This is a genomic window from Natrialba taiwanensis DSM 12281 (assembly GCF_000337595.1).
GTDB lineage: Archaea > Halobacteriota > Halobacteria > Halobacteriales > Natrialbaceae > Natrialba > Natrialba taiwanensis.
On sequence record NZ_AOIL01000055.1, the window covers coordinates 1 to 19,614 of the forward strand.

Below are 19,614 nucleotides of genomic sequence, written 5' to 3' on the forward strand. Positions count from 1 at the left end.
TACATGACGGTCATACCACCGATTATGGTTTGACAACGGTTCGATTCCGTTGATCGGCGTTAGGGCGGCCACAGCGGCGGGGCACCTCCCGTACCCATCCCGAACACGGACGATAAGCCCGCCTACGTATCGGTGAGTACTGGAGTGAGAGATCCTCTGGGAAACTCGATTCGCCGCCTCCACTCATACTCATACTGAGTTGCCCCACACAGCAGCGGCTGTGTGGGGCAGTTTGTATTTCTCCAATGTGAAGTACCTTGGATCCCTGCTTATCCCGTACCGCTATACTTAAACGAACGCAGTAATAACACTCACTCGCGCCAAGGTGGCAGAGTCCGGCCGAACGCAGCGGCCTGCAGAGCCGCCCACCGCCGGTTCAAATCCGGCCCTTGGCTTATATTAGATACTTACAACCCAACCGGTTTGTAGGGATCAACCCCAACACGATGGGGTCATATTGAACTTTCCGACTTTTTCAATACAGATACCAATTAATCGCATTCCGCGATAGCAACGCCTAACCGAGGTGTCGCGACATGACCAGTCTCGCGAGTACTCTGGCGACTCGATCGACGGGACGCACCATACATCTCCGCGCGCCCTGAGCTGACGAAGAGACTGGCACTGTCGAACAGTTCATGCATTACTACAACCATCACAGACCGCATCAAACGCTCGACGGAAATACTCCAGCTGAGGAGGTTCAGAACTAGACAGTGCCAGTCATCTCAATTTCTGATAACAATGACACCTCCTAAGAAAACCGTCTGGGTGCCGATCAGTAGTTTTGTGGATGGATCCGGGACGAATGGCCATCATGGGAACGATGGTGATAATTGTGGTTCGCTCTTCTAGCGGAGATTGTTGATCTTCTGTAGCTGTCGCTCAGAAGTCGAAGAGGGCGAGGGCACCGCGCCAGCGGTGCCCATCACGAATGATTCCGCTGGATATGTTTGGCTCGGAATCGCTCGCAGCGGACCTGTTACAGCAGGTTCGCTGGCGTGACGGCGTTGAATGCCCCCGCTGCCGTTCTGACCGGACGGTCAAGAACGGCAGCTACGGGCACTTTCAACGGTATCTCTGTAAGGATTGCGACTGCACGTTCAACGACAAGACCGGCACGATTTTTGCCCACTCGAAGATCGCGCTCCGCAAGTGGTTGTTTTCGATCTACGCGTTTCTCCGGTTCAACACCAGTATTCGACAACTGCAGACCGAGATCGACGTCACGTACGAGACGATCCACCGGCACGTCGAGTGCTTCGTCACAGCGCTCGACGCGCCTCACCTCGACCTCGTCGGCCCCGTCGAGATCGACGAAGTGTACGTGACCGCCGGCAAGAAGGCTCGCGACCGCGAACGGGAGTCGCGGTCGCGTGGCCTCTCCACGCGTGGACGCGGATCGTACCAGAGCGACAAGCCACCGGTGTTCATTCTCGTGGAGCGTGGCACCGGTGACCGCTACGTCGTGCCCGCGAAATCCGCCGACGAATCGACCGTCCGACTCCTCCTCGCCGACCGCGAGGAGGAGTCGTTGACCGTCTACACTGACGGATTTCGGGCCTACGACCCACTTGACGAAGACGATGAAATCACCCGAGAATACGTCGTCCACAGCGACGGTGAATACGCCGACGACGAGGTCCATGTCAACACCTGCGAGAGCCAGGGTCGCAGGAGCGACCCGTGGCTCTCGCCCCATCGAGGCGTCTCGAAAGACAAGCTCACTCCCTACGTTCCGGCGTTTCAGCTACGCAGAGAACTGTTCCGGAAGCCGGGGAAAGAAGCGCTCAAACACGCTATCCGAGCAACGCTGTGAATCAACAATGTGCCCTAGAAGAGCGATTGTGGTTATGGAGAGCAGGGAACTGCCTCCCAGACATGAATCGACATAATGGAGCTACGTCTCCTGCTACTGCAATAATTCGCCCATCTCGCCGTAAAGAACGGCCAATTTGATAATATCGACTGGAAATAGGATACTAGTTGAACGACTCAAAATCACTGTTCGTCGAGAAGACGAGTTCATCGACTGCCTGCATGAGCGGGGTGTTATGACTGGCGCGGAGTTCATCAGAGAACAGCCGTGCCTGGAGTGCGAGATCGGGACCGTAGTGTTCGACTAGGTCCGCGAAGCCGACCAAGGCGATCGCCCTGCTCGCGATCGCCCGCACGTTCTCTGGCCGGCATTCTATTGATTGTACACGAGAGGGAACCTCTATCAACTATTATATAGTCACTTAGGTTGAATATCCTAAAGTTGGAACATAATTGATGTTGATGATATTGCCATCAGTTATATAGTCCTCTTTGTAGTTGGTTGACGATACATCATGGATCCTGCAAAATCTCACTTACGAGATTTGTTGTTCGGGCAAATGAAAGGGCAAATCCTTGGAACTGGGATAAAACTGGGCGTGTTCGAGGTTGTTGATACAGAACCCAAACCCGTTGAGGAGATTATCACGACACTAGATATCGATCCAAATCACGGATATCGGTTTCTTAGAGCTCTTTCTCACTTGGGTGTAGTAAATGAAGCTGGTGGAACGTTTTCATTGACGTCTTCGGGAAAACTTCTCACTGAGGATCATCCTCACACATTTAAGGATTATTTCCTTCTTGAGGTCAGCCAGATGAATTATTCGCTTTGGTCACAGCTTCCGTCCTTAATTGAGGACGGAGAACAGAATACGTATGTTCGTGAATTCGGGGAGCCATTATTCGATTACTTGGATTCAAACCCGGAAGTTGCGTCCTTGTTTAACGATGCAATGGAAAGTTATTCTCGACTTCAAGGAACTGAAATACAAGAATTGCTAAACGATTTCGAAATCACCGAGCAATCACATATCTGTGACATCGCCGGTGGATACGGCTACTTGCTATGTGATTTTCTTTCTACACGTCAATCTCTTACTGGTACTGTATTCGAACAACCAGAAATCGTCGAACAAGAGGCACAGCACTTAGCAACAGAGTTTGGAGTGGCGGACCGCTGCTCATATGTTGCAGGGGATATGTTCGAAGCAGTGCCTAGTGCTGATGTCTATTTTCTCAAACACATAATTCACGACTGGAGCGATACTCAAGCCATTCAAATCCTCACAACAATCCGGGAACATGCTCCCGATGATGCGCAATTAGTGCTTCTTGAACACGTGCTCCCCGAGTCGAATTCATCACATTTTGGGGCACTTTATGATATTCAGATGATTGTCTGGACGACCGGTCGTGAACGGACGCCTGATGAGTATGCATCGTTGCTTGAACAGAGTGGTTGGGAACATAATGAAACTACATTCGGCAAAAATAATCTATTGGGTGCTATCAAGGCAACTCCCACCTAAAACGAGAAGTCGAAGGATAACATCTCAGAAATCACTCTTCATTCTTGTCACTAATGCAGATAAGTACGCTATCTCCAGCTGCTAAACGAACTTGCCGACGCTACAGTTTTCTCTCTCTCTCTGAGGAGTTGTAGAAAAGCTATTCAACAGGATATTTGAAACTACTTTTTAGCGTGGTTTCGGTTGCTAAGTTGAGCTGATCGCTCAATTCGTAGCGAACGAAATCGGATATCTGCCAGCATCAACGAGGGGGGCTCTATCTCGTCGATATCGTGTTTCTCGGTGAGTTGGTGCAAGAACACCGTCCTCAGAATGGAGCGCATTCTGGTGAACTGCACGAGAGCGTGGTTCCGCTGATTTAGCTAGGACCATGATGGGGCGATTATTCTGACAACGCGAACATACCGTAGAGTTGTGTGCCGGCGAGGAGAACAACGGCGAGGCCACCGCCGACGTTGATGACGGTGACAAGCGTTCGTGTGTTCTCGAGCACGAACGGAGAGACGATGACCCAGAGGCCGAGGAGAGCGAGGAGGAGTGTGAGAGCGATATTTGGTGACTGATAGGTGTCTGATAGCAGTGCGTTGACGGAACCGAGGGTTGCAATAACCGCACCGAGAAGGACGTTGTGGAGGTTGAGGAGCCCGGTAATGGTGACGACGATGGACGAGGCCAGAAGGAGGAGGCCGACGACTGCGGTTGCACCGGCCGTTCGGACGACGATCGGGGCAACTGATTTTGCAGTTGGTGATGTGGGTGTCGCGGATTCCGAACTGCCCATAGATACCATTCGTGAGCGATCCATATAGAGCCACTGCAGGGATTGTACAAAAAGTCATTTAAACATCATATTCTGGCGATTGGGATTTGTTGGTGATAGAACGAGGCTGGGTACGATTGTAACCGACGCGAGGATGTCTCCTCTCTGCATTACGTGCGATCGCATTGCATCTAAAACTTCGCTGGTTCCAATGCTCACGCTTACAGCCGTGATCACAGTAAGAAGCGGGCTGGGCGCGATTTGAACACACGGTCGGATGTGCTTGCTCCGCTGCGCGCGACCTCCCTGCGATTCAAATCACGCTAGTCGCGTTGCTCCTCGCCTGATTGCTCGGAGCAAAAGCGGGCCGGGCGCGATTTGAACACGCGACCGTCTGGTTAAAAGCCAGACGCTCTGCCAGACTGAGCTACCGGCCCCGTGGTTTTCACTATCGGCGAGTAGTGGTTAAACGTTTCTTTCTTCGCTGCCGACTGGCCGACGGTAATAGTATATCTTCTGATGTATGATCTCCGTAGAACTGGATCCTGTGTTGTCAGCGCTCAATTCGCTACCTGCTAGTTCATTCGAAGTATTGTTCGAGTGCATCGGTGACGAGTTCACCTGGTGTGGTATCGTTGAGGGAGGCGCGGCGGCGGAGGTCGCGATAGGTGTCGGGAGAGAGCGAGAGTTCGAGTTGGCCGAGGTGGACGCCATGGTTGGTCAGGGCGCGATTGACGGGGGTTCCGTCGTTGATTGTGCTGGCGACGGTGCGGATGTCGCGGACGGTGAGGTCGCCGTCGATTGCGGCCCAGGCGAGGAGGAGGCGGGCTTCGCCGCCGACGCGGGCGATGTGTTTGGCGGCGGTGGGAGCGATTTGGCCGAGAGCGACTTGTTTGCGGACGGATCGGGGGAGGTCGTGGACGCGGGCCCATTTTCGGATGAACGAGACGGTGACGTCGGGGCCGGCGCGTTCGGCGGCGGCTTTGTAGGAGCCTTCGCCGCGGACGAGTGCGGCGCAGGCGGCGGCACCGCGGAGCATGTAGAGGTGGTCGTCTTCGGTGGTGCCGGTTGCGAACTGCGAGACGGTGTCGGCGGCGGCGTCAAGGCTATCGGGATCGGTCGGATCGAACTGGACGGCTTTGCGGGCGCGTGTTCCGGTGACGGATTCGTCGCCACGGATGACGGGTGCGCCGACGGGTGATTCGCGGTCGGTTGGAATTGGCCGTCCATCGGGACCGCGATTGCGCCCGCGTGAATTTTCTTCGGGCCGGTTGTCGGTCATGGGTCTGCACTGGTCTATGGAACAGAGGGGGAAAAGTGTCGCTCCCTGTGAAGCGGTGGGAGAGTACTCGAGTGGCGAGTATGTGTCTATTATCTATTGTCTATTGTCTGTTATCCGTTGTCCGTTGTCTATCGTCTGTTCTCTATTGTGCGAGTACCAACTGTGGGTAGGGAAACAGGGAGTATATCATCATGAGTGTTGTTATCTAATGACAATGATGAGCGTTTCACAGCAGGTAGAGAAGACAGATCGAGGCACAGAGCCGTGGTAACGCAGGGACGAGTTCAGGGCTGGGTTTTCGTCACTCCTCGTCGTCGCGCTGCTCGGCGAGGTGTTCCCAGATTTCGGTACAGCCAGCGCCTTCTTCGACATCGTCGAGGTGGGCGTCATCGCGTTCTCGGTCCTGGTCTGGTGTGTCCGAGTTCGGATTGTGGCTGGGTCGTTGGCTTTGTTCAGCCGTGTCAGTCATGACTGCTCATTTGGTTGGAGAGCGCATAAGTGACGCCTCGTGTGCAATGGATACCTGTACTCGGTTATAGCGGAGATGGTTGCCGTCATCTCGGTTCGGGAGAGTGGCATGAAGGTCGCCGTTGTCGGTCGGTTCGGTCGATCTGGAGTGTCATCGGCGAGGCAAAACGTTGCAGCCATCGACGGACAGAGGTGGGTCCAGCACAGAGTGTCCATAGATACCGATGGCGATTGCACTGCGAACGCTCGACGATGGGGCTTGGATCAGCATCAACGACTCCCGTGAGGTCGGTGTGAGTGATATCTGGGCCCTTCCGACGCGCGAGTTCTGTTCGTGTGAAACGCCCCACGTTCTTCTCGAGGCGTTTTCCGCCGTTCACGTTTCGGATCATCGAGTACTCGCGGATGCGGTGGGGATGTGTATCGAGTGTGGGACGCGGGACAGTATCGATTCGTTGCCGGTTGGTCGGATCGTTGGCGGCGAGTTCAAGCCGTACGAGCCGGCGGGTGTCCAGTCGACGATTACGGGGGCTGTGGATGGGGCGGCCTGTTCGAGTTTCGAGTCGGTGGAGTAATTCGACTCCGAGGTCGGCTGTCGTGGGGTTGACGGCGAATCCCCGGTTGTTGTGGTCGGTGCGGGCGGACCGAATCGCGTCAGTATGTGGTGGCAAAAACCTCCGCAACTGGCTAGAGGCGGCCGGGTCTGACGCGACGCACGGGCGTATAAGACTCGTGGTCTATAGACTGAGCAAATGCCTACTGATGTCGAGGAGTGGAAGGACGAGGTCTACGGCACGGACATTCGAGACCACATAGAGCGATTCGCCGAGGAAGGCTGGGAGTCGATCCCGGAAGACGAGCGCGACGCCTGGTTCGAGCGCTTCAAGTGGTACGGACTGTACCACCAGCGCGCCGGTCAGGAGTCGTACTTCATGATGCGGATCGGGCCGCCAAGCGGCGTGCTCGAGCCGGGTCAGTTCCGCCGGATCGTCGAAATCGCGGACGAGTACGCCCGCGGTCCGGTCGCGAATCCCGAGTTCGGTAACGGCTGGCTCGACGTGACGACGCGACAGGCCGTCCAGCTGCACTGGATCCGGATCGAGGACGTACCCGAGATTTTCGATGAACTCGAGGACGCCGGACTGTCGACGGTGCAGGCCTGCGGTGACTCCTGGCGGAACATCGTCGGCTGTCCGGTTGCCGGAAAGGACAAACACGAGCACGTCGATGCCAACGAGCTGGCCTACGAACTCCACGATACGTTCAAGCAGAACGAAGCACACTCGAACCTGCCCCGCAAGTGGAAGGTTTCCGTGACCGGCTGTGACGAGGGCTGCGGGCAGGGCGATATCAACGACCTGGCGTTCGAGCCCGCCGAGAAGGAGGTAGACGGCGAGACGGTGACGGGCTACAACGTCCGCGTCGGCGGCGGACTGGCGCGTAACGAACCCCGCTTTGCGAAGAATATCGACGTTTTCGCAACGCCGGAGCAGGCGGTCGAGGTCGCGGGTGGCCTCTCCAAGCTCTTCCGGGATCACGGCGACCGCGATAACCGCTACAACGCTCGCATCAAGTTCCTCGTCGACGAGTGGGGTCCCGAGAAGGTTCGGGAGACGCTTCAGGACGAGTATATCGATTTCGAACTCGAGACGGCGGGCGAGGACCTTCGGCACTCCTACAGCTACAACGCCGGCGATGCGGACGGCAAGCACGACCACGTCGGCGTCCACGAACAGGTCGACGGCAACAACTACATCGGCCTGAACGTCCTCGTCGGCCGACTCGGTATCGACGACGCCTACGAAATCGCCGACGCCGCCGAGGAACACGCCTCCGGTGAGGTCCGGCTCACGCAGCGCCAGAACATCATCCTGACGGACGTGCCGGACGAGGAAGTCGACACCTTGCTCGATAACGAGGTCTTCGACGAGTACAGCCCCGATCCGCACCCGTTCCGGCGGGGCTCGATCGCCTGTACCGGCACCGAGTTCTGTTCGCTTTCGATCGTCGAGACGAAGAACCGGCAGGTTCGGTTCTCGCGCTGGCTGGTCGAGAACGTCGACCTGCCGGCGGGCGTCGAGGACTTCCACATCCACCTCTCGGGCTGTACCGCCTCCTGCGCCCAGCCCCAGATCGCCGACGTCTCCCTGCGCGGGATGAAGACCCGCAAGGATGGCGAACCCGTCGAAGCGCTCGACATCGGTCTCGGCGGCGGCCTCGGCGAGAACCCGCAGTTCGCCTCCTGGGTTGCAGACCGCGTCCCGGCCGACGAAGTGCCGGGTGCGATCGAGAACCTGCTCGAGAACTTCGCCGACCGCCGAACGGACGGCGAGAGCTTCCGCGAGTTCGTCGCCGACCGCGACGACGAGGAGTTAGCCGAACTCGTCGAACCCGAGGAGACGAGCTACGAGGATCCGTACATGCACAACACCAAGCAGACCTGGTATCCGTACGCGGCGGAGGACGGACTGGACGACGGACCTGCGCCCGCGCGAGCGGACGGGACGCCGATTCCGTCGGACGACTAACCCGCTAACTCCCCCGTCTTCGATATCAGTAGCCGCGGCGGGTATCCATGACCCGTCGGTCGCCACTTTCCGTTCTCGGCGTCGGCATCGAACGACTGTTCGTGCCTGGTAGGCCTGGAACGGTTCCGAGTTCGCGCTGTGCCGTCGTTTCCGATCGCGGTAAACACCGCGTGGCTCGCGTCCGTTGCGTCGCTGTTCTCGATATCCGCTCGCTGAACTCTCTGCTCGAACGTGAGACCTGTCTCGTCAGCGTCGGTTAGCGGAACTCGGACACTTCGTGGGTGGGATATCACGAGACCCCGGTCTGCCCGCCGGTGGGTTGAGCCGTGTCCGTCTCCATCGTCGCCTCGATACCAGTGTGGGCTGGATCAGTCGCGTTGACCGGCGTGACGATTCCGGTCGCTCGATGCGGTCGGTGTCCGTGGCCGTGTCAACCACTCGGACCGGCCACCCGTTGGAAGTCCCTAAGTAGCCATACCCCGAGACCCTAGCCATGTCCGACCGACTGATGCGAGTCAATGCGTACACGACGCTCGACTACGTCGAAGCCACGGCGACGGGCCACGAGTTCGAGTTCGATTCCGTCGCCGTCGCCAACGCCACGACGGACCGCGAGGAGCCCGAATGCGTGCGCTTCCAGGTCGAACTCGACAACGCGACCGACCAACATTTCCCCAAGCACATGACTGAACTCGAGTTGACGCCGGATCAGGCCCGCGAGCTCGCGAGTGAACTCGAAAAGTACGCGGATCGGGTCGAGGACGCCGCGGAGTAGCCGCTTACCGGGCTCGCCGTGCGCCTGCGACGGCAGGCGTCTCGCTTTTTCGCTCGTCCGGCAAAGCCTCGTGTGATCGTCCCATGAGCGTTGACACCATTCAGGATCTGTTCGAGCACGGCCTCGAAAACATCTACCACGCGGAACACGAACTGCTCGACGCGCTCGATGAACTCGAGTCGAACACCGAGCGCGAGGAGATCGCGGAGGCGTTTGCGGAACACCGCGAGGAGACCCAGGGGCATATCGACCGTCTCGAAGAGGTCTTCGACATGTTCGGCGAACCGCCGGAGAAAGAAGAGTGTGTGGGTATCGAGGGGTTGATCGAGGAGTACGAAGAGTTCACGTCGATGGAGCCGTCCCAGGAGGTACTGGATTATCACAACATGGCGGCGGCGGAGAAGACGGAGCACTACGAGATTGCGGCCTACGGCAATTTGATCCCGCTTGCGGATCAGATTGGAATGGACGAGGCAGCGGATCTTCTCGAGGAGAACCTTCGAGAGGAACAGGGTGCACTCGACGAACTGAAGGAGTTGACCGAGACGTACGAGATGGACGCCATTCCGGCTGAGTAAGCACCGCTATCAGCGACTACCACTCTCTTTTCTCGGTGAGTGTTTCGTAAACGTACGAGATACTTATACGATGGTCCAGTCCGTTGACACAGGCAGTGGTAGATAATGTCAGACACATCCCCGAAAACGGCTCGTGACGAGTGGGGGACCCGATTCGGGTTCCTGATGGCGATGATCGGTGGCATGGTTGGTGCAGGAAATATTTGGCGTTTCCCCTACGTAATGGGGGATAACGGAGGTGGTGCGTTCGTACTGGCGTTCCTCACCCTCCTGTTTTTACTCGCAGTCCCCGGGTTGATGGCGGAGGTTGCACTCGGGCGATATACGAACAAGGGCATCATCGGCGCGTTTCGTGATGTCGTCGGCCGAGGTGGAATGGTCGGGTTCGGCGTCGTCGTCTTGCTCGTCAACATCGCCCTGATGTCGTACTACTCGCCGTTGATCGGCTGGACGCTGTACTACGCGGTTCATTCCCTGTTGTTTACCTTCACGGCACCCGGGTTCGAGGCGCAGGCGTTCATGGATAGTTTCTTCGCGAACCCGGCGCTGATGATCGCCCTTCACACGGTCGTGATGGGCTCGATCGCAGCCATTCTCGCGCTCGGTATCCGACGCGGCGTCGAGCGGATCGTCGTCTACGCGGTGCCGGCGCTCGTGATCTCGCTCGTCATTATGGCGATCCGCGGGCTCACACTTCCGGGGGCCAGCGAGGGGATCGCGTTCACGTTCGGCGTGCAGTGGGAGTACCTGATCGCGAGCGAGACCTGGATCGCCGCGCTCGGACAGGCGCTGTTCTCGACCGGACTCGGGTGGGGTATCGCCCTGACCGTCGGCAGTTATCTCCGGGAGTACGACGACGTTCCACTCGGTGGCGGGGTCTTTACCGCGATCGGCGAATCGAGCATCGCTATCCTCGCGACGCTTGCCATCTTCCCCGTCGTCTTCGCCGTCGGCGTCGAACCCGACGCCGGAACCGGTCTCGCGTTCGTCTCCCTGGTGCAGGTCTTCCCGGAGATTCCGCTCGGCGGACTGGTCGCCATCCTCTTTTTCGCCGGGTTCTTCCTCGCGACGTTTACCTCCGGCCTGCTCATCACCGAAGTGAGCGTGACGACGGTAAGCGAGGAAACCCGACTCAGCCGGACGCAGACCGTCCTCGCCGTCTGTGGCGGTATCTGGCTCCTCGGGCTCCCGAGCGCCTACTCCACCGAAGTCCTCGACTTCCTCGATTTCGTCTTCGGAAACTGGGGGCTCCCCCTCGCAACGCTCGCCATCATCGGCGTCATCGGCTGGGTTCTCGGCCCCGAACGACTGCGCGTGCTCACGGTCAACCGAAACGCCGGTATCCACATCGGTACGTGGTGGAATCCCGTCATCAAGTACGTCATCCCCGCCGTCATGCTGTTTATCATGGCGTACTTCGCCTGGGAGAACTTCCGCGAACCCGAGATGATCGCCGGGATGCTCGTCCTCGTCCTCTTCCCGCTCATCGGCTACGCGATCATGTCTCTCGTCGAGGGCCGCCGCGATACGACTGATACGGCCGGCGTCACCGGAGGTGACGACTAATGGCGCTCTCCGCAGAGGTTCTCGGCATGCTCGCGTTCACACTACTCGCGTTCTGGGGCGTCTCCCTCTGGGCGCTCACCCGAACGCTTCGCCAAGAAAGCCGCAAAGTCGACATCCTCGAGCATCAGGACCGGATGGACACCTACTCGCCGGAAGCGCTCGCCGAACTCCGCGAGTGGATCGAGGACCACCCCAACGACCCGCTCGCCGACCGGGCCCGCGCCCAGTACAACGAGTGCGTCGATGTCGTCACCCAAACCGATCGACACTTCTACGACTGGTCGGACGCTGACATCAATCGGCTCGAACGTCTCTGAACGCTCGATCGAACCATCCGTTTTTACCACCTGGCATCGTACGTTGCCCTGTGACAGTACGGGCCCCAGAGGGTGACGATCATGGCCACGGCCACGGCGACCGAAACGACGGTGAACTCGCGATCCGTCCCGCCGAACGGGCGGACCTCCTGGCCGTCGTCCGCATCGAAAACGAGTCGTTCCCCCAACCCTGGCCGTACGAGGCCTTCGACCGCTTTCTCGGCGACCCCGGCTTTCTCGTCGCCGTCACGAACGGCGATATCGCGGGCTACGTCGTCGCCGACGTGTCACCCTCGTTCGGCCGCCAGCTCGGCCACGTCAAGGATATCGCCGTCCATCCGGACCGCCGCAAAATGGGCGTCGGCTCTGCACTTCTCTCGCGATCGGTTGCCGTCCTCACTGCCCACGGCGCAGATTCGATCAAACTCGAAGTACGACGCTCGAACGACCGCGCGAAACGACTCTACCGCCAGTTCGGATTCGAACCGATCCGGCGGATTCCCGGCTACTACGGCAACGACGAGGACGCGATCGTGATGGTCCGACAGCTCGAGTGATAAGCGGCTCGCACGGACCACAGTCTCATCCCGACGGTACCGATGCCAGCGAGGGAAAGGACGAGGACGTTTTACCGTCCGCGTGCGTACGACGCCTATGGGATACGCCTGCCCGGTCTGTGACGCCGAACAGGCCGACGCGGAGCACCTTGCGAACCATCTCGCGATCACCGCATCGCTCGACCGTCCGGATCACAAGGAATGGCTCGAGGAACACGCTCCGGACTGGGCCGATCACTCCCCGGCGGAGTTAGGGCAAATCGTCCGCGAGCACGCATCCGAGATCGACACCCCCGAGTTCGAGAGCGCAGGAACGGGTGGTCACGACAACCCCGACCACGATCACGGCCACGCCCACGACCATACTCCCGGCCGTCCGACCGGAATTGAATCCGACCTCGCCGGACAGCGCCGTCAGCCAAACCGTGGCTCGATGTCGGCCGAGGCCGAACGTGCACTGCAGGAAGCACAGGAGATGACCCAGCAAATGCTCGCAGATGCGACCGACGACGCGGACGCAGCGGACCCGGACGACGAAGCGACGGACGACTAACGGCCCCCGCGAACACGCAATTGGTAACTGGCCGCCCCGCGCATACCGAGACATGCACACTGTTGGGACGGTTACGCCGGCGTCGATCGAGGAGGCACGCGAACGCTACGATGAACTCGGCCCAGCGGCGCAGACGGTCGTCCGCGAGGTCGCAAAGGCCATGTCGTTCGATCGCGAGGAGTACGACGAGCGCGTCACCAGCGCCGTCGTCGAAACCGCCCGCGACGCCCTGTTTGCAAGTCTCCTCGAAATCTCGGTCGGCACCAGCGACGAGTTCAGCGAGTGGCGCGACGGCTACGACGGCGAGGTGACGGTGGTCGGGAACGAGAACGTCGAGAACGTCGTCTGGCACGCCGGGCCGGCCGACGAGGCGGTCGCCGCAACCTTCCAGAACGAGGAGGAGGCGGCCGTCGGGACGGTGCGCCGACAGGCGTTCGGGCGGTTGTATCGCGATTACTTCGAGGCCGCCGACTAGCTGTGCGTCGGCGTTGCGGTCACGGTCGAGTCACAGTCACAGGTACGGCCGAAGCAACGCGCCGTCGTGGAGGTTGTCGGGGAGCGTGTCGAACCATCGTGCGGCCCTGATTTCGTCGGGAGAGACGCCGAGTGATTCCGCGTCTGCGATCGGCCCGTCGGCGCTGGCCGCAAAGACGACGTATGCTGCTCGAAAGGAGTCGTCGGCCGCCGAACGGTACGTCTGCCCCAGAACGAGCAGCGGGTCGTGTATCGTCGCTCGCAGTCCCGTCTCCTCGCGGATTTCGCGCCCAGCGGCGTCACGCAGTCGTTCGCCAGGTTCGACCGCACCGCCGGGAAGTACCCAGCCGTCGGCCCAGTGGTTTTTGACGAGCGCGATTCTCCCGTCACTATCACGGACGCGTGCGGCGGCGGTGAGCGCTGTTCCCTCGACGCCCCACTCGCGGAACGATTCGAACGACGGTTCGGAGAGGTGAAGCGTCTGCTCCTCGTGCGGCACGTCAGTGTCGGTGAACTCGTCGTCAAGCACGTCCGACCAAGCGCGCGCTTTCGACAAATACGTTCGGTCGTTGTCTCGTTCGAACAGTACCTATTACGTCTTCGAGCGCCCACACTCCGACGATGACTGCCGACGAGTGGAGCGTTCTCGAGGAAGTGATCGAGTACGAGACGCCGTGGTACGACGGCGGCTACGACCTGCTCGAACAACCGGATGGCACGGAAAAACGCTACTACTGGGCAGACTTGCCGTCGTCGGTCGTCGTCGTCGCGCGCGTCGACGGCCGCGTGCTCGAAGATGTATCGGACACCGAAGCCACGGCCGCACGCGATGGTGACGCAGACGGCTCCGGCAGCACCGGTACTGGAATCGACGCAACCGACGACCACCTGCTGTTCGTCGAACAGTACCGTCCACCCGTCCACGAGACCCACCTCGAACTCCCCGCCGGTATCGTCGAGGACGGCGAATCCTACACGGAAGCCGCGACGCGCGAACTTGAGGAGGAAACCGGATTTCGCCCGTCGAGTACGGTCCTCCTGCAGGAGTATGCGGTCGCGACGGGCGTCCTCCGACACGACCGCGGCATCGTCTACGCCGATGGGCTGGTGCCCGGCGAGCGTGAACTCGACAGCAACGAGTTCCTCGAGATCACGACGGTGCCCGTGACGGAGGCGCTCGACCGGGCGCGCGAGCGACCGGCGAACGATGCGACGCTGACGGCGTTGTTACTCGCGGCGGAAGACGGGATGCTCGACCTGGGGTGATTGTGGCGGTGTCCCCGCCTTCCTCCCTTTGTATCTCCGCACCTCCGCGTCGTCGCAGACGACGCACCCGACCCGTGGCCTTATTCTTCCGGCGTTCCAACGCGGGAGTGATGGATGGCGAAATCTCTCCGGACGAGGTCAAAGATCTCCTGAACACGGATACCGATGATACCGGTTCGAACGGGACGAACGGAGCGAACGCGGATGCGGACTCCGATACCGTCGTTCGAGTCGTCGATATCCGCGACGAACGCAGTTTCGCCCACAGCCGTATCCCCGGCAGCGAAAACATCCCCTTTCAGGAACTGACCGGCCGCGTCGACGAACTCGAGGACGCGGATCGGATCGTCACCGTCTGTCCGCACGGCAAGGCGAGCGTGCAGGCGGCTCAACTCCTCGGATCGTACGAAGGAACGGCGGATGCGCGAATCGAGAGTATGGCCGGCGGCCTCGAAAAATACGGGCTCAAGTACGGCCTCGCCGCCGGCGACCGGAGCTCCGATGGGAATGGGGCCAACGAGCCGGCCAGTACGAACGCCGAATCCCCGTTCTAGCGATGCTATCCTGTCCCCCGATCGACACTCTTCGAGGCGGACGCGTGTCGCCATCCTTTTCGGCGATTCGCCGTTCGGTACCGTCGATGGCGCGTTTTGACAGTGAGAGACGTTGTAGTCGGTGGCGACGCTATTCAGACCGTTGGCACTCCGGAGACTCGAAACAAAACCGACAGTGAAGTTGACGGCCCGATACAGCGGGTCGCGAGTTCGGAAGTCGTCTCAGAGCATCGCGGGCATCAGTTAGGCGACGTTGAAGCCGCGGTCCCGAAGGAACTCCTCGATGCGTCCGGTGTGGTTGCCCTGGAGTTCGATGTGACCGTCCTCGACGGTCCCTCCGCAGGCAAACTTGGACTTGAGATCCGACGAGAGACTGTCTAGGTCGACATCCTTCGGATCGAATCCTTCGACGATCGTTACCTCCTTACCGTATCTGCGCTCGTCAATGCGGATGGNCGAGAGACTGTCTAGGTCGACATCCTTCGGATCGAATCCTTCGACGATCGTTACCTCCTTACCGTATCTGCGCTCGTCAATGCGGATGGTGAGTTGCTGTTGTCCCTTGGCCACGTCCTCGCAGACGCAGAGTTCCTCGGGCAGCCCGCACGTCGAGCAGACTTCCGACATTACGTTCCTTGCTACGAAATGGCCATATTAAACACTATCGGGACCTACATGCTGTCGCGTGGTTCTTTTTCAGTAACCCGTGGTCTGATGGGCCCAGTCCGGACCGAATGCGGTCAGTGGTAGCCCGCGTCGGGTTCCGGATCGTCTGATACGGTCTGCTGTACCGATTGCCCGGCGCAAGCGCGACCGTCCTGCGGTTGCGGCGGTTGCGCCGGAACTGACTTACAGCAGTCCGTCTGCGTCCGGCCCTGTGTCTGTATCCGATCTCACGAACGGTAACCGCTCGCGTGCGAGTTCATCGACGAACTCGATGGCGGTCGCGGCGTCGTCGGGGGTGACGCCGGTCCCGTAGATGGCCTGCTCGTAGCACGCGAGGACGTGTTCGACCCGTGGATCGGTTGGGTCGGGTGTGTGTGGTGACTGTGAGTGGGTGGGCAAGTGTGCCTGTGAATCCGAATGGGCGTCTGAACGTGACTGTGGATCTCCCTGTGATCGGGGCTGTGGCCCTGACTCTGCTGACTGGTCCGACGGTAACGTAGTCGCTGCCTGCGCTCCCAGGGCACTCACATACGCCCGCGGTGATTCACCGGGACGGCGCGACCTGAACTCGCGTTCGAAGAGGCGTTCGAGGCGGCGGTAGGCGCGTTCGGTGTCCCGGGCGGGGTCGTCGTGGCGGCGCTGCCAGTACAGTCCGATCGTGCGGAAGTAGAGTTCGCGTCCGCCGGTGCGGTGGACGGCGGCGGCCAGTCCGACGAGGGCGACGGCCGTGAACGCGAGGAACTCGCGCGGGATCGTGGTCGCGAGCGGGTTGGTATCGTCGTCCTCGCCGTCGCCGTCCTGCGCGGCCGGCGTGCCGGGGTTGGGACGGGTGGGATCGGTGGTATTCGTTCCGTTGGGGTCGCTGGAGTTGTTCGGGTCGGTCGGATCGGTTGGATCGGTTCCGTTATCGGGCGGACTGGGTTCGGTCGGGTCGGGTGACGACCCGTCGTCGGGATCGTCCTCGCTGTCGTTGCGGATCGGAACGCCCTCGCTGGCATCGGTATCGACGTTTTCGTTGCCGTTCTCGCGGGCCTCCTGCAGGCGATCCATGTGCACGGCGTCGCGCTCGCCGCCCGGGGTGGGATCGAACGAGACCCAGCCGTGGTCGGGGAAGTAGACTTCGACCCAGGCGTGGGCGTCGAGACCGCGGACGACGTGGGTATTGTCGTCGACTTGCTGGCCGCTCGTATAGCCCGTGACGTACCGGGCGGGGATGTCCTCAGCGCGAAGCATTTGCGTCATCGTGGTCGCGAAGTAGATGCAGTAGCCCTCGTCCATCTCCAGGAGGAACTCGTCGGCGACGTTCCCGTTTGGTTGCTCGATGTCGAGTGAGTAGCCCTTCGACGAGCGGAGGTACGATTCGATCGTCGCTGCTGTTTCGTACGGATTGTCAGCGTCTTCGGTCACCGTGGCGGTTCGATCGTCGAATTCTGACGAGGTTCCTTCCGGCAGTTGCAGGTAGTACTCTTCGATTTCGTCGGGGTAGTCCGTCCCCGCTTGCTTGAGTGAAGCGGGATCGCTGTCGATGATCGCGCTCTCGACGACGTAGCTGTCGTCCTTGATCAGCGTCGTCGATGGGTGAACCTGGCCGTGTCGCGTCACTTCGGCGTACTGTGCGGCTCCCTCGCTGACGGACAGCGGCTGGGGGGCGACCGGCATGACGCCGAGTTCAGTTTCGGCGGTGACGACCTGCCGGGCGACGTCGTACTCGCCGGGCGGGGAGTTTATCGGTCCGTTGAGCGACTGCAACTGTCCGCTTCGGACCCATTCGTCGCCGGTAAAGCGATCGTAGACGCCGGTACGCCAGTACGAGGCCTGCTCGGACTCGACGGTGAACCGGACCTCGGGTGAGAGGTCGACCTGGCCGGTAAAGCCGGAGCGCTGGCCGGCGGAGTCGATGGCTCCCTCGAGTGAACTCGGGCCGCCGCGATCGAGCGTGACCGGGCCGGTTGCGTTTCCGGGGACGAACGTGACGGACAGCGAGAGGACGATGATCAGTGCGAAGAGGACGGCAAGCAGGTCCGCCTGGGCGATCGAGCCGCCGCGGCGCTCGAGTTCACCGAAGCCGACGGTACCCAGTGCGGCGAGAGTGCCGATCAGGGTGATCGTAAGGTCGGCGTCGCCGGTCAGGACGAGAAAGCAAAGCGCGAAGCCGCTGGGGAGCACGCTCAGGGCGTATCGACCCCGGAGTGCAAGGTACCACGAGAGGAAGACGGGTGCGGGAACGAGACCGAGCGTCAGGGCGCTGGCTTCGACCGTTCGAAGCAGCGAGAGACCGGTAACGAGCGTGACAACGTCTGCGAGCAGCGACTCGGTTGCCGAGAGGACGACGCCGACGCCGACGCCGCTGGCCTCGAGATAGTACGCAAACCCGAGGCTGGCTGCCGTCACCGCGGCGATCGTGGCAGTCCGCGGACGGATCAGGCGGGCGAGAAGCGTCGCGGCGAGCAACATCGTGCCCGCGAGGACGAACAGCGAGTCCGTTCCGCCGACGACCCGCGTCACGTCCTGTAGAACGGAGACGATCGACGCGAGCAACACCAGGACGCAGCCGAGTGCGAGCGTGCGGAACGCACCGGGGCCGACCGTTCGTCCGGTTTCGTTTCGACCCGTCCCCGTTCCGCCGAGGGAGATCGTCCGCTCCGTGCGACGAGACTCGGCGTCCGTGCTCATGTGAGCACCCCCGATCGCTGCGTCCCCGTCCCCGTCCCCCCCGTACCGTCACCATCTCCTGTCCCCGTAGCCCGCTGTCCGGCGTTCCTGCGATTACCGCCGTCAGCGGCCGGCCCCGGCCGCGCGCGCTCGCTAGCGCCTCGCAACCGCTCGAAGGGAATTTCGTGTTCGGCCTCTCCCTCGCCGATGACGACCGAAACTGCCCTCGTTCGCGCTGTAACGCGGATCTCAGCATCGCCCCGGTCGCGATCCGTGAGCGCCGCCGTCCCTGCACCCGTCTCGAGGGCGGCGAGGACGGCGAGCAGTTCGTAGTAGTGTCCGGCGTCGGAACTCGGCTGAACGACCGTTCCGTCCACGACGAGGCCGACCCGAATACTCGTCTCGCGAAGCGCCGTCACGATGCTCGCAACCGCCGTCGCGAGTTCGTCTTCCAGTCCCGTCACACATTCGGCAGCGATAGTAACCGTTTCGAGGCTCGCATCGGCAGCGTACTCCGTGACGACGAGGTCGTCTTCGGGCTGTTTGGCCGCTGCCTTCCAGTGGACATCGCGCAGCGAGTCCCCGCGGCGATACTCCCGGAGGTGATCGAACTCCTCGCGGTTGCGTCGGGCCGTCGCGTCGGCGAACTCGTGCAATCGCTTGTCCAACGCGCCCTGCAGCTCGTACACCTGCGGGTAGACCGTTACCGAACTCGTCTCGCTGAACTCGAACCGACGCGTGACGAGTCCGAAGACATCGCGTATCGTGATCGTTGCTGGTCCGATCGTTCGATCGCCACGGGACGCAAGCGCCACGTTGTAGGTTACTCGCGTCTCACCGTCGAGAATCGTTTCCGTCGCCGGGGTGTGCGTGGTCATCGATTCCGATCCGGGTGCATGCGTTCTCGTCTCATCCGTTTCGAGGACGAGTCCCGTTCCGATTTCGTCACGGACGGTCGCCGCCACGTCGCCGGTCGTCTCGACGGCGAACGCGGCTTCGCGGGCCTCGCCGACGAACCCGTCGTCCATCGGCAGCCGTCTGACCGTGGGACGGTCGAGACGGAGCGTCACGACGAAACCGGCCAGCAGGATAACGAGCAGCGGCGCGACGACGGCGTTCAGCGACCGCGGGCCGTACTGCCACCCCATCGCGACCGAGAGACAGATGATGGCGAGGACGGCCCAGCCGCGGCGTGTGAGTGTCACGTGCATACGTCCGTTTCGGTTACCTCCGGTTCGATCGCGCTCGCGCTCGCTTCGCTCGCGGCC

The 19,614-nt window shown here is 60.8% G+C and carries 21 protein-coding genes, 2 tRNA genes, 1 rRNA gene and 1 pseudogene; 16 read left to right on the plus strand and 9 right to left on the minus strand.

The features are described 5' to 3' along the window. Positions 1–60 precede the first annotated feature (60 nt). The 4 genes and pseudogenes from rrf to C484_RS16975 all read left to right on the plus strand — a co-directional run bounded on the left by rrf (position 61) and on the right by C484_RS16975 (position 1,819). A 5S ribosomal RNA gene (rrf, locus tag C484_RS16965) occupies positions 61–182 on the plus strand. 137 nt (positions 183–319) lie between these two features. Next, positions 320–395 (plus strand) — tRNA-Cys (locus tag C484_RS16970). Between the two features lie 231 nt (positions 396–626). After that, positions 627–713: pseudogene (locus C484_RS22480) on the plus strand (integrase core domain-containing protein); the annotation flags it as partial. 221 nt (positions 714–934) lie between these two features. Further along, positions 935–1,819, plus strand: a complete 885-nt coding sequence (locus C484_RS16975; protein WP_006827118.1) for an IS1595 family transposase — start codon at positions 935–937, stop codon at positions 1,817–1,819. Positions 1,820–1,982: 163 nt separating this feature from the next. Here the strand turns inward: C484_RS16975 and C484_RS16980 are convergent, their stop codons facing one another. Beyond that, positions 1,983–2,174, minus strand: coding sequence for a hypothetical protein (locus tag C484_RS16980; protein ID WP_006663579.1), 192 nt, complete (start codon positions 2,172–2,174; stop codon positions 1,983–1,985). A gap of 159 nt (positions 2,175–2,333) precedes the next feature. Here C484_RS16980 and C484_RS16985 point away from each other — a divergent pair, with 159 nt between their 5' ends. Then, entirely contained in the window at positions 2,334–3,350 is a 1,017-nt protein-coding gene (locus C484_RS16985) for a methyltransferase (RefSeq protein ID WP_083867367.1), read from the plus strand. Between the two features lie 382 nt (positions 3,351–3,732). Here C484_RS16985 and C484_RS16990 read toward each other — a convergent pair whose 3' ends face one another. The 4 genes from C484_RS16990 to C484_RS23750 all read right to left on the minus strand — a co-directional run bounded on the left by C484_RS16990 (position 3,733) and on the right by C484_RS23750 (position 5,861). Next, complete coding sequence (locus C484_RS16990) at positions 3,733–4,155, minus strand: SPW repeat domain-containing protein (protein WP_239641003.1); 423 nt, start codon at positions 4,153–4,155, stop codon at positions 3,733–3,735. Between the two features lie 318 nt (positions 4,156–4,473). Next, a tRNA-Lys gene (locus C484_RS16995) sits at positions 4,474–4,547 on the minus strand. A gap of 143 nt (positions 4,548–4,690) precedes the next feature. After that, on the minus strand, positions 4,691–5,392 hold the full coding sequence (locus C484_RS17000) for a DUF7119 family protein (protein ID WP_006827121.1): 702 nt from the start codon (positions 5,390–5,392) through the stop codon (positions 4,691–4,693). 301 nt (positions 5,393–5,693) lie between these two features. Further along, positions 5,694–5,861: a hypothetical protein gene (locus C484_RS23750; protein ID WP_006827122.1), complete on the minus strand. Its 168-nt coding sequence runs from the start codon at positions 5,859–5,861 to the stop codon at positions 5,694–5,696. Positions 5,862–6,084: 223 nt separating this feature from the next. Between C484_RS23750 and C484_RS17005 the strand changes: the two genes are divergently transcribed. The 9 genes from C484_RS17005 to C484_RS17050 all read left to right on the plus strand — a co-directional run bounded on the left by C484_RS17005 (position 6,085) and on the right by C484_RS17050 (position 13,209). After that, complete coding sequence (locus C484_RS17005) at positions 6,085–6,435, plus strand: hypothetical protein (protein WP_006827123.1); 351 nt, start codon at positions 6,085–6,087, stop codon at positions 6,433–6,435. 177 nt (positions 6,436–6,612) lie between these two features. Continuing rightward, complete coding sequence (locus tag C484_RS17010; protein WP_006827124.1) at positions 6,613–8,388, plus strand: nitrite/sulfite reductase; 1,776 nt, start codon at positions 6,613–6,615, stop codon at positions 8,386–8,388. A 493-nt stretch (positions 8,389–8,881) separates the two neighbouring features. After that, a complete protein-coding gene (locus C484_RS17020) occupies positions 8,882–9,163 on the plus strand; it encodes a DUF6360 family protein (protein WP_006827126.1) in 282 nt (93 codons plus the stop codon). A gap of 83 nt (positions 9,164–9,246) precedes the next feature. After that, entirely contained in the window at positions 9,247–9,741 is a 495-nt protein-coding gene (locus C484_RS17025; protein WP_006827127.1) for a DUF892 family protein, read from the plus strand. A gap of 105 nt (positions 9,742–9,846) precedes the next feature. After that, positions 9,847–11,307, plus strand: a complete 1,461-nt coding sequence (locus C484_RS17030) for a sodium-dependent transporter (RefSeq protein WP_083867368.1) — start codon at positions 9,847–9,849, stop codon at positions 11,305–11,307. Continuing rightward, the gene (locus tag C484_RS17035) at positions 11,307–11,624 is read left to right on the plus strand and encodes a hypothetical protein (protein ID WP_006827129.1); all 318 of its coding nucleotides are present in this window, start codon (positions 11,307–11,309) and stop codon (positions 11,622–11,624) included. Before C484_RS17030 ends, C484_RS17035 begins: the two co-directional genes overlap by 1 nt. A gap of 50 nt (positions 11,625–11,674) precedes the next feature. Further along, on the plus strand, positions 11,675–12,181 hold the full coding sequence (rimI, locus tag C484_RS17040; protein WP_006827130.1) for a ribosomal protein S18-alanine N-acetyltransferase: 507 nt from the start codon (positions 11,675–11,677) through the stop codon (positions 12,179–12,181). Between the two features lie 97 nt (positions 12,182–12,278). Further along, positions 12,279–12,734, plus strand: a complete 456-nt coding sequence (locus C484_RS17045) for a DUF5810 domain-containing protein (RefSeq protein ID WP_006827131.1) — start codon at positions 12,279–12,281, stop codon at positions 12,732–12,734. A gap of 52 nt (positions 12,735–12,786) precedes the next feature. Next, positions 12,787–13,209, plus strand: coding sequence for a DUF5809 family protein (locus C484_RS17050; protein ID WP_006827132.1), 423 nt, complete (start codon positions 12,787–12,789; stop codon positions 13,207–13,209). Between the two features lie 36 nt (positions 13,210–13,245). Here the strand turns inward: C484_RS17050 and C484_RS17055 are convergent, their stop codons facing one another. After that, on the minus strand, positions 13,246–13,737 hold the full coding sequence (locus tag C484_RS17055; protein WP_006827133.1) for an NUDIX hydrolase: 492 nt from the start codon (positions 13,735–13,737) through the stop codon (positions 13,246–13,248). Between the two features lie 92 nt (positions 13,738–13,829). On the opposite strand from C484_RS17055, the gene C484_RS17060 reads away from it, so the two are divergent. Continuing rightward, positions 13,830–14,474, plus strand: coding sequence for an NUDIX hydrolase (locus C484_RS17060; RefSeq protein ID WP_006827134.1), 645 nt, complete (start codon positions 13,830–13,832; stop codon positions 14,472–14,474). Positions 14,475–14,584: 110 nt separating this feature from the next. Beyond that, a complete protein-coding gene (locus C484_RS17065) occupies positions 14,585–15,028 on the plus strand; it encodes a rhodanese-like domain-containing protein (RefSeq protein WP_006827135.1) in 444 nt (147 codons plus the stop codon). Positions 15,029–15,271: 243 nt separating this feature from the next. Here C484_RS17065 and yciH read toward each other — a convergent pair whose 3' ends face one another. From yciH to C484_RS17080, 3 genes are all read right to left on the minus strand, one after another. Next, positions 15,272–15,655, minus strand: coding sequence for a translation initiation factor (gene yciH, locus C484_RS25025; protein WP_006827136.1), 384 nt, complete (start codon positions 15,653–15,655; stop codon positions 15,272–15,274). 222 nt (positions 15,656–15,877) lie between these two features. After that, positions 15,878–18,367, minus strand: coding sequence for a transglutaminase family protein (locus tag C484_RS17075; RefSeq protein WP_006827137.1), 2,490 nt, complete (start codon positions 18,365–18,367; stop codon positions 15,878–15,880). Continuing rightward, complete coding sequence (locus C484_RS17080) at positions 18,364–19,557, minus strand: DUF58 domain-containing protein (RefSeq protein WP_006827138.1); 1,194 nt, start codon at positions 19,555–19,557, stop codon at positions 18,364–18,366. The genes C484_RS17075 and C484_RS17080 overlap by 4 nt, the downstream gene beginning before the upstream one ends. Positions 19,558–19,614 lie beyond the last annotated feature (57 nt).

Excerpts from the sequence above, each read along its gene's own strand:
- C484_RS16975 (WP_006827118.1), top strand. The coding sequence starts at position 935 with ATGATTCCGCTGGATATGTTTGGCTCGGAATCGCTCGCAGCGGACCTG.
- C484_RS16985 (WP_083867367.1), top strand. The coding sequence starts at position 2,334 with ATGGATCCTGCAAAATCTCACTTACGAGATTTGTTGTTCGGGCAAATG.
- C484_RS16990 (WP_239641003.1), bottom strand. The coding sequence starts at position 4,155 with ATGGATCGCTCACGAATGGTATCTATGGGCAGTTCGGAATCCGCGACA.
- C484_RS17000 (WP_006827121.1), bottom strand. The coding sequence starts at position 5,392 with ATGACCGACAACCGGCCCGAAGAAAATTCACGCGGGCGCAATCGCGGT.
- C484_RS23750 (WP_006827122.1), bottom strand. The coding sequence starts at position 5,861 with ATGACTGACACGGCTGAACAAAGCCAACGACCCAGCCACAATCCGAAC.
- C484_RS17005 (WP_006827123.1), top strand. The coding sequence starts at position 6,085 with ATGGCGATTGCACTGCGAACGCTCGACGATGGGGCTTGGATCAGCATC.
- C484_RS17010 (WP_006827124.1), top strand. The coding sequence starts at position 6,613 with ATGCCTACTGATGTCGAGGAGTGGAAGGACGAGGTCTACGGCACGGAC.
- C484_RS17020 (WP_006827126.1), top strand. The coding sequence starts at position 8,882 with ATGTCCGACCGACTGATGCGAGTCAATGCGTACACGACGCTCGACTAC.
- C484_RS17025 (WP_006827127.1), top strand. The coding sequence starts at position 9,247 with ATGAGCGTTGACACCATTCAGGATCTGTTCGAGCACGGCCTCGAAAAC.
- C484_RS17030 (WP_083867368.1), top strand. The coding sequence starts at position 9,847 with ATGTCAGACACATCCCCGAAAACGGCTCGTGACGAGTGGGGGACCCGA.
- C484_RS17035 (WP_006827129.1), top strand. The coding sequence starts at position 11,307 with ATGGCGCTCTCCGCAGAGGTTCTCGGCATGCTCGCGTTCACACTACTC.
- C484_RS17045 (WP_006827131.1), top strand. The coding sequence starts at position 12,279 with ATGGGATACGCCTGCCCGGTCTGTGACGCCGAACAGGCCGACGCGGAG.
- C484_RS17050 (WP_006827132.1), top strand. The coding sequence starts at position 12,787 with ATGCACACTGTTGGGACGGTTACGCCGGCGTCGATCGAGGAGGCACGC.
- C484_RS17060 (WP_006827134.1), top strand. The coding sequence starts at position 13,830 with ATGACTGCCGACGAGTGGAGCGTTCTCGAGGAAGTGATCGAGTACGAG.
- C484_RS17065 (WP_006827135.1), top strand. The coding sequence starts at position 14,585 with ATGGATGGCGAAATCTCTCCGGACGAGGTCAAAGATCTCCTGAACACG.
- C484_RS17075 (WP_006827137.1), bottom strand. The coding sequence starts at position 18,367 with ATGAGCACGGACGCCGAGTCTCGTCGCACGGAGCGGACGATCTCCCTC.
- C484_RS17080 (WP_006827138.1), bottom strand. The coding sequence starts at position 19,557 with ATGCACGTGACACTCACACGCCGCGGCTGGGCCGTCCTCGCCATCATC.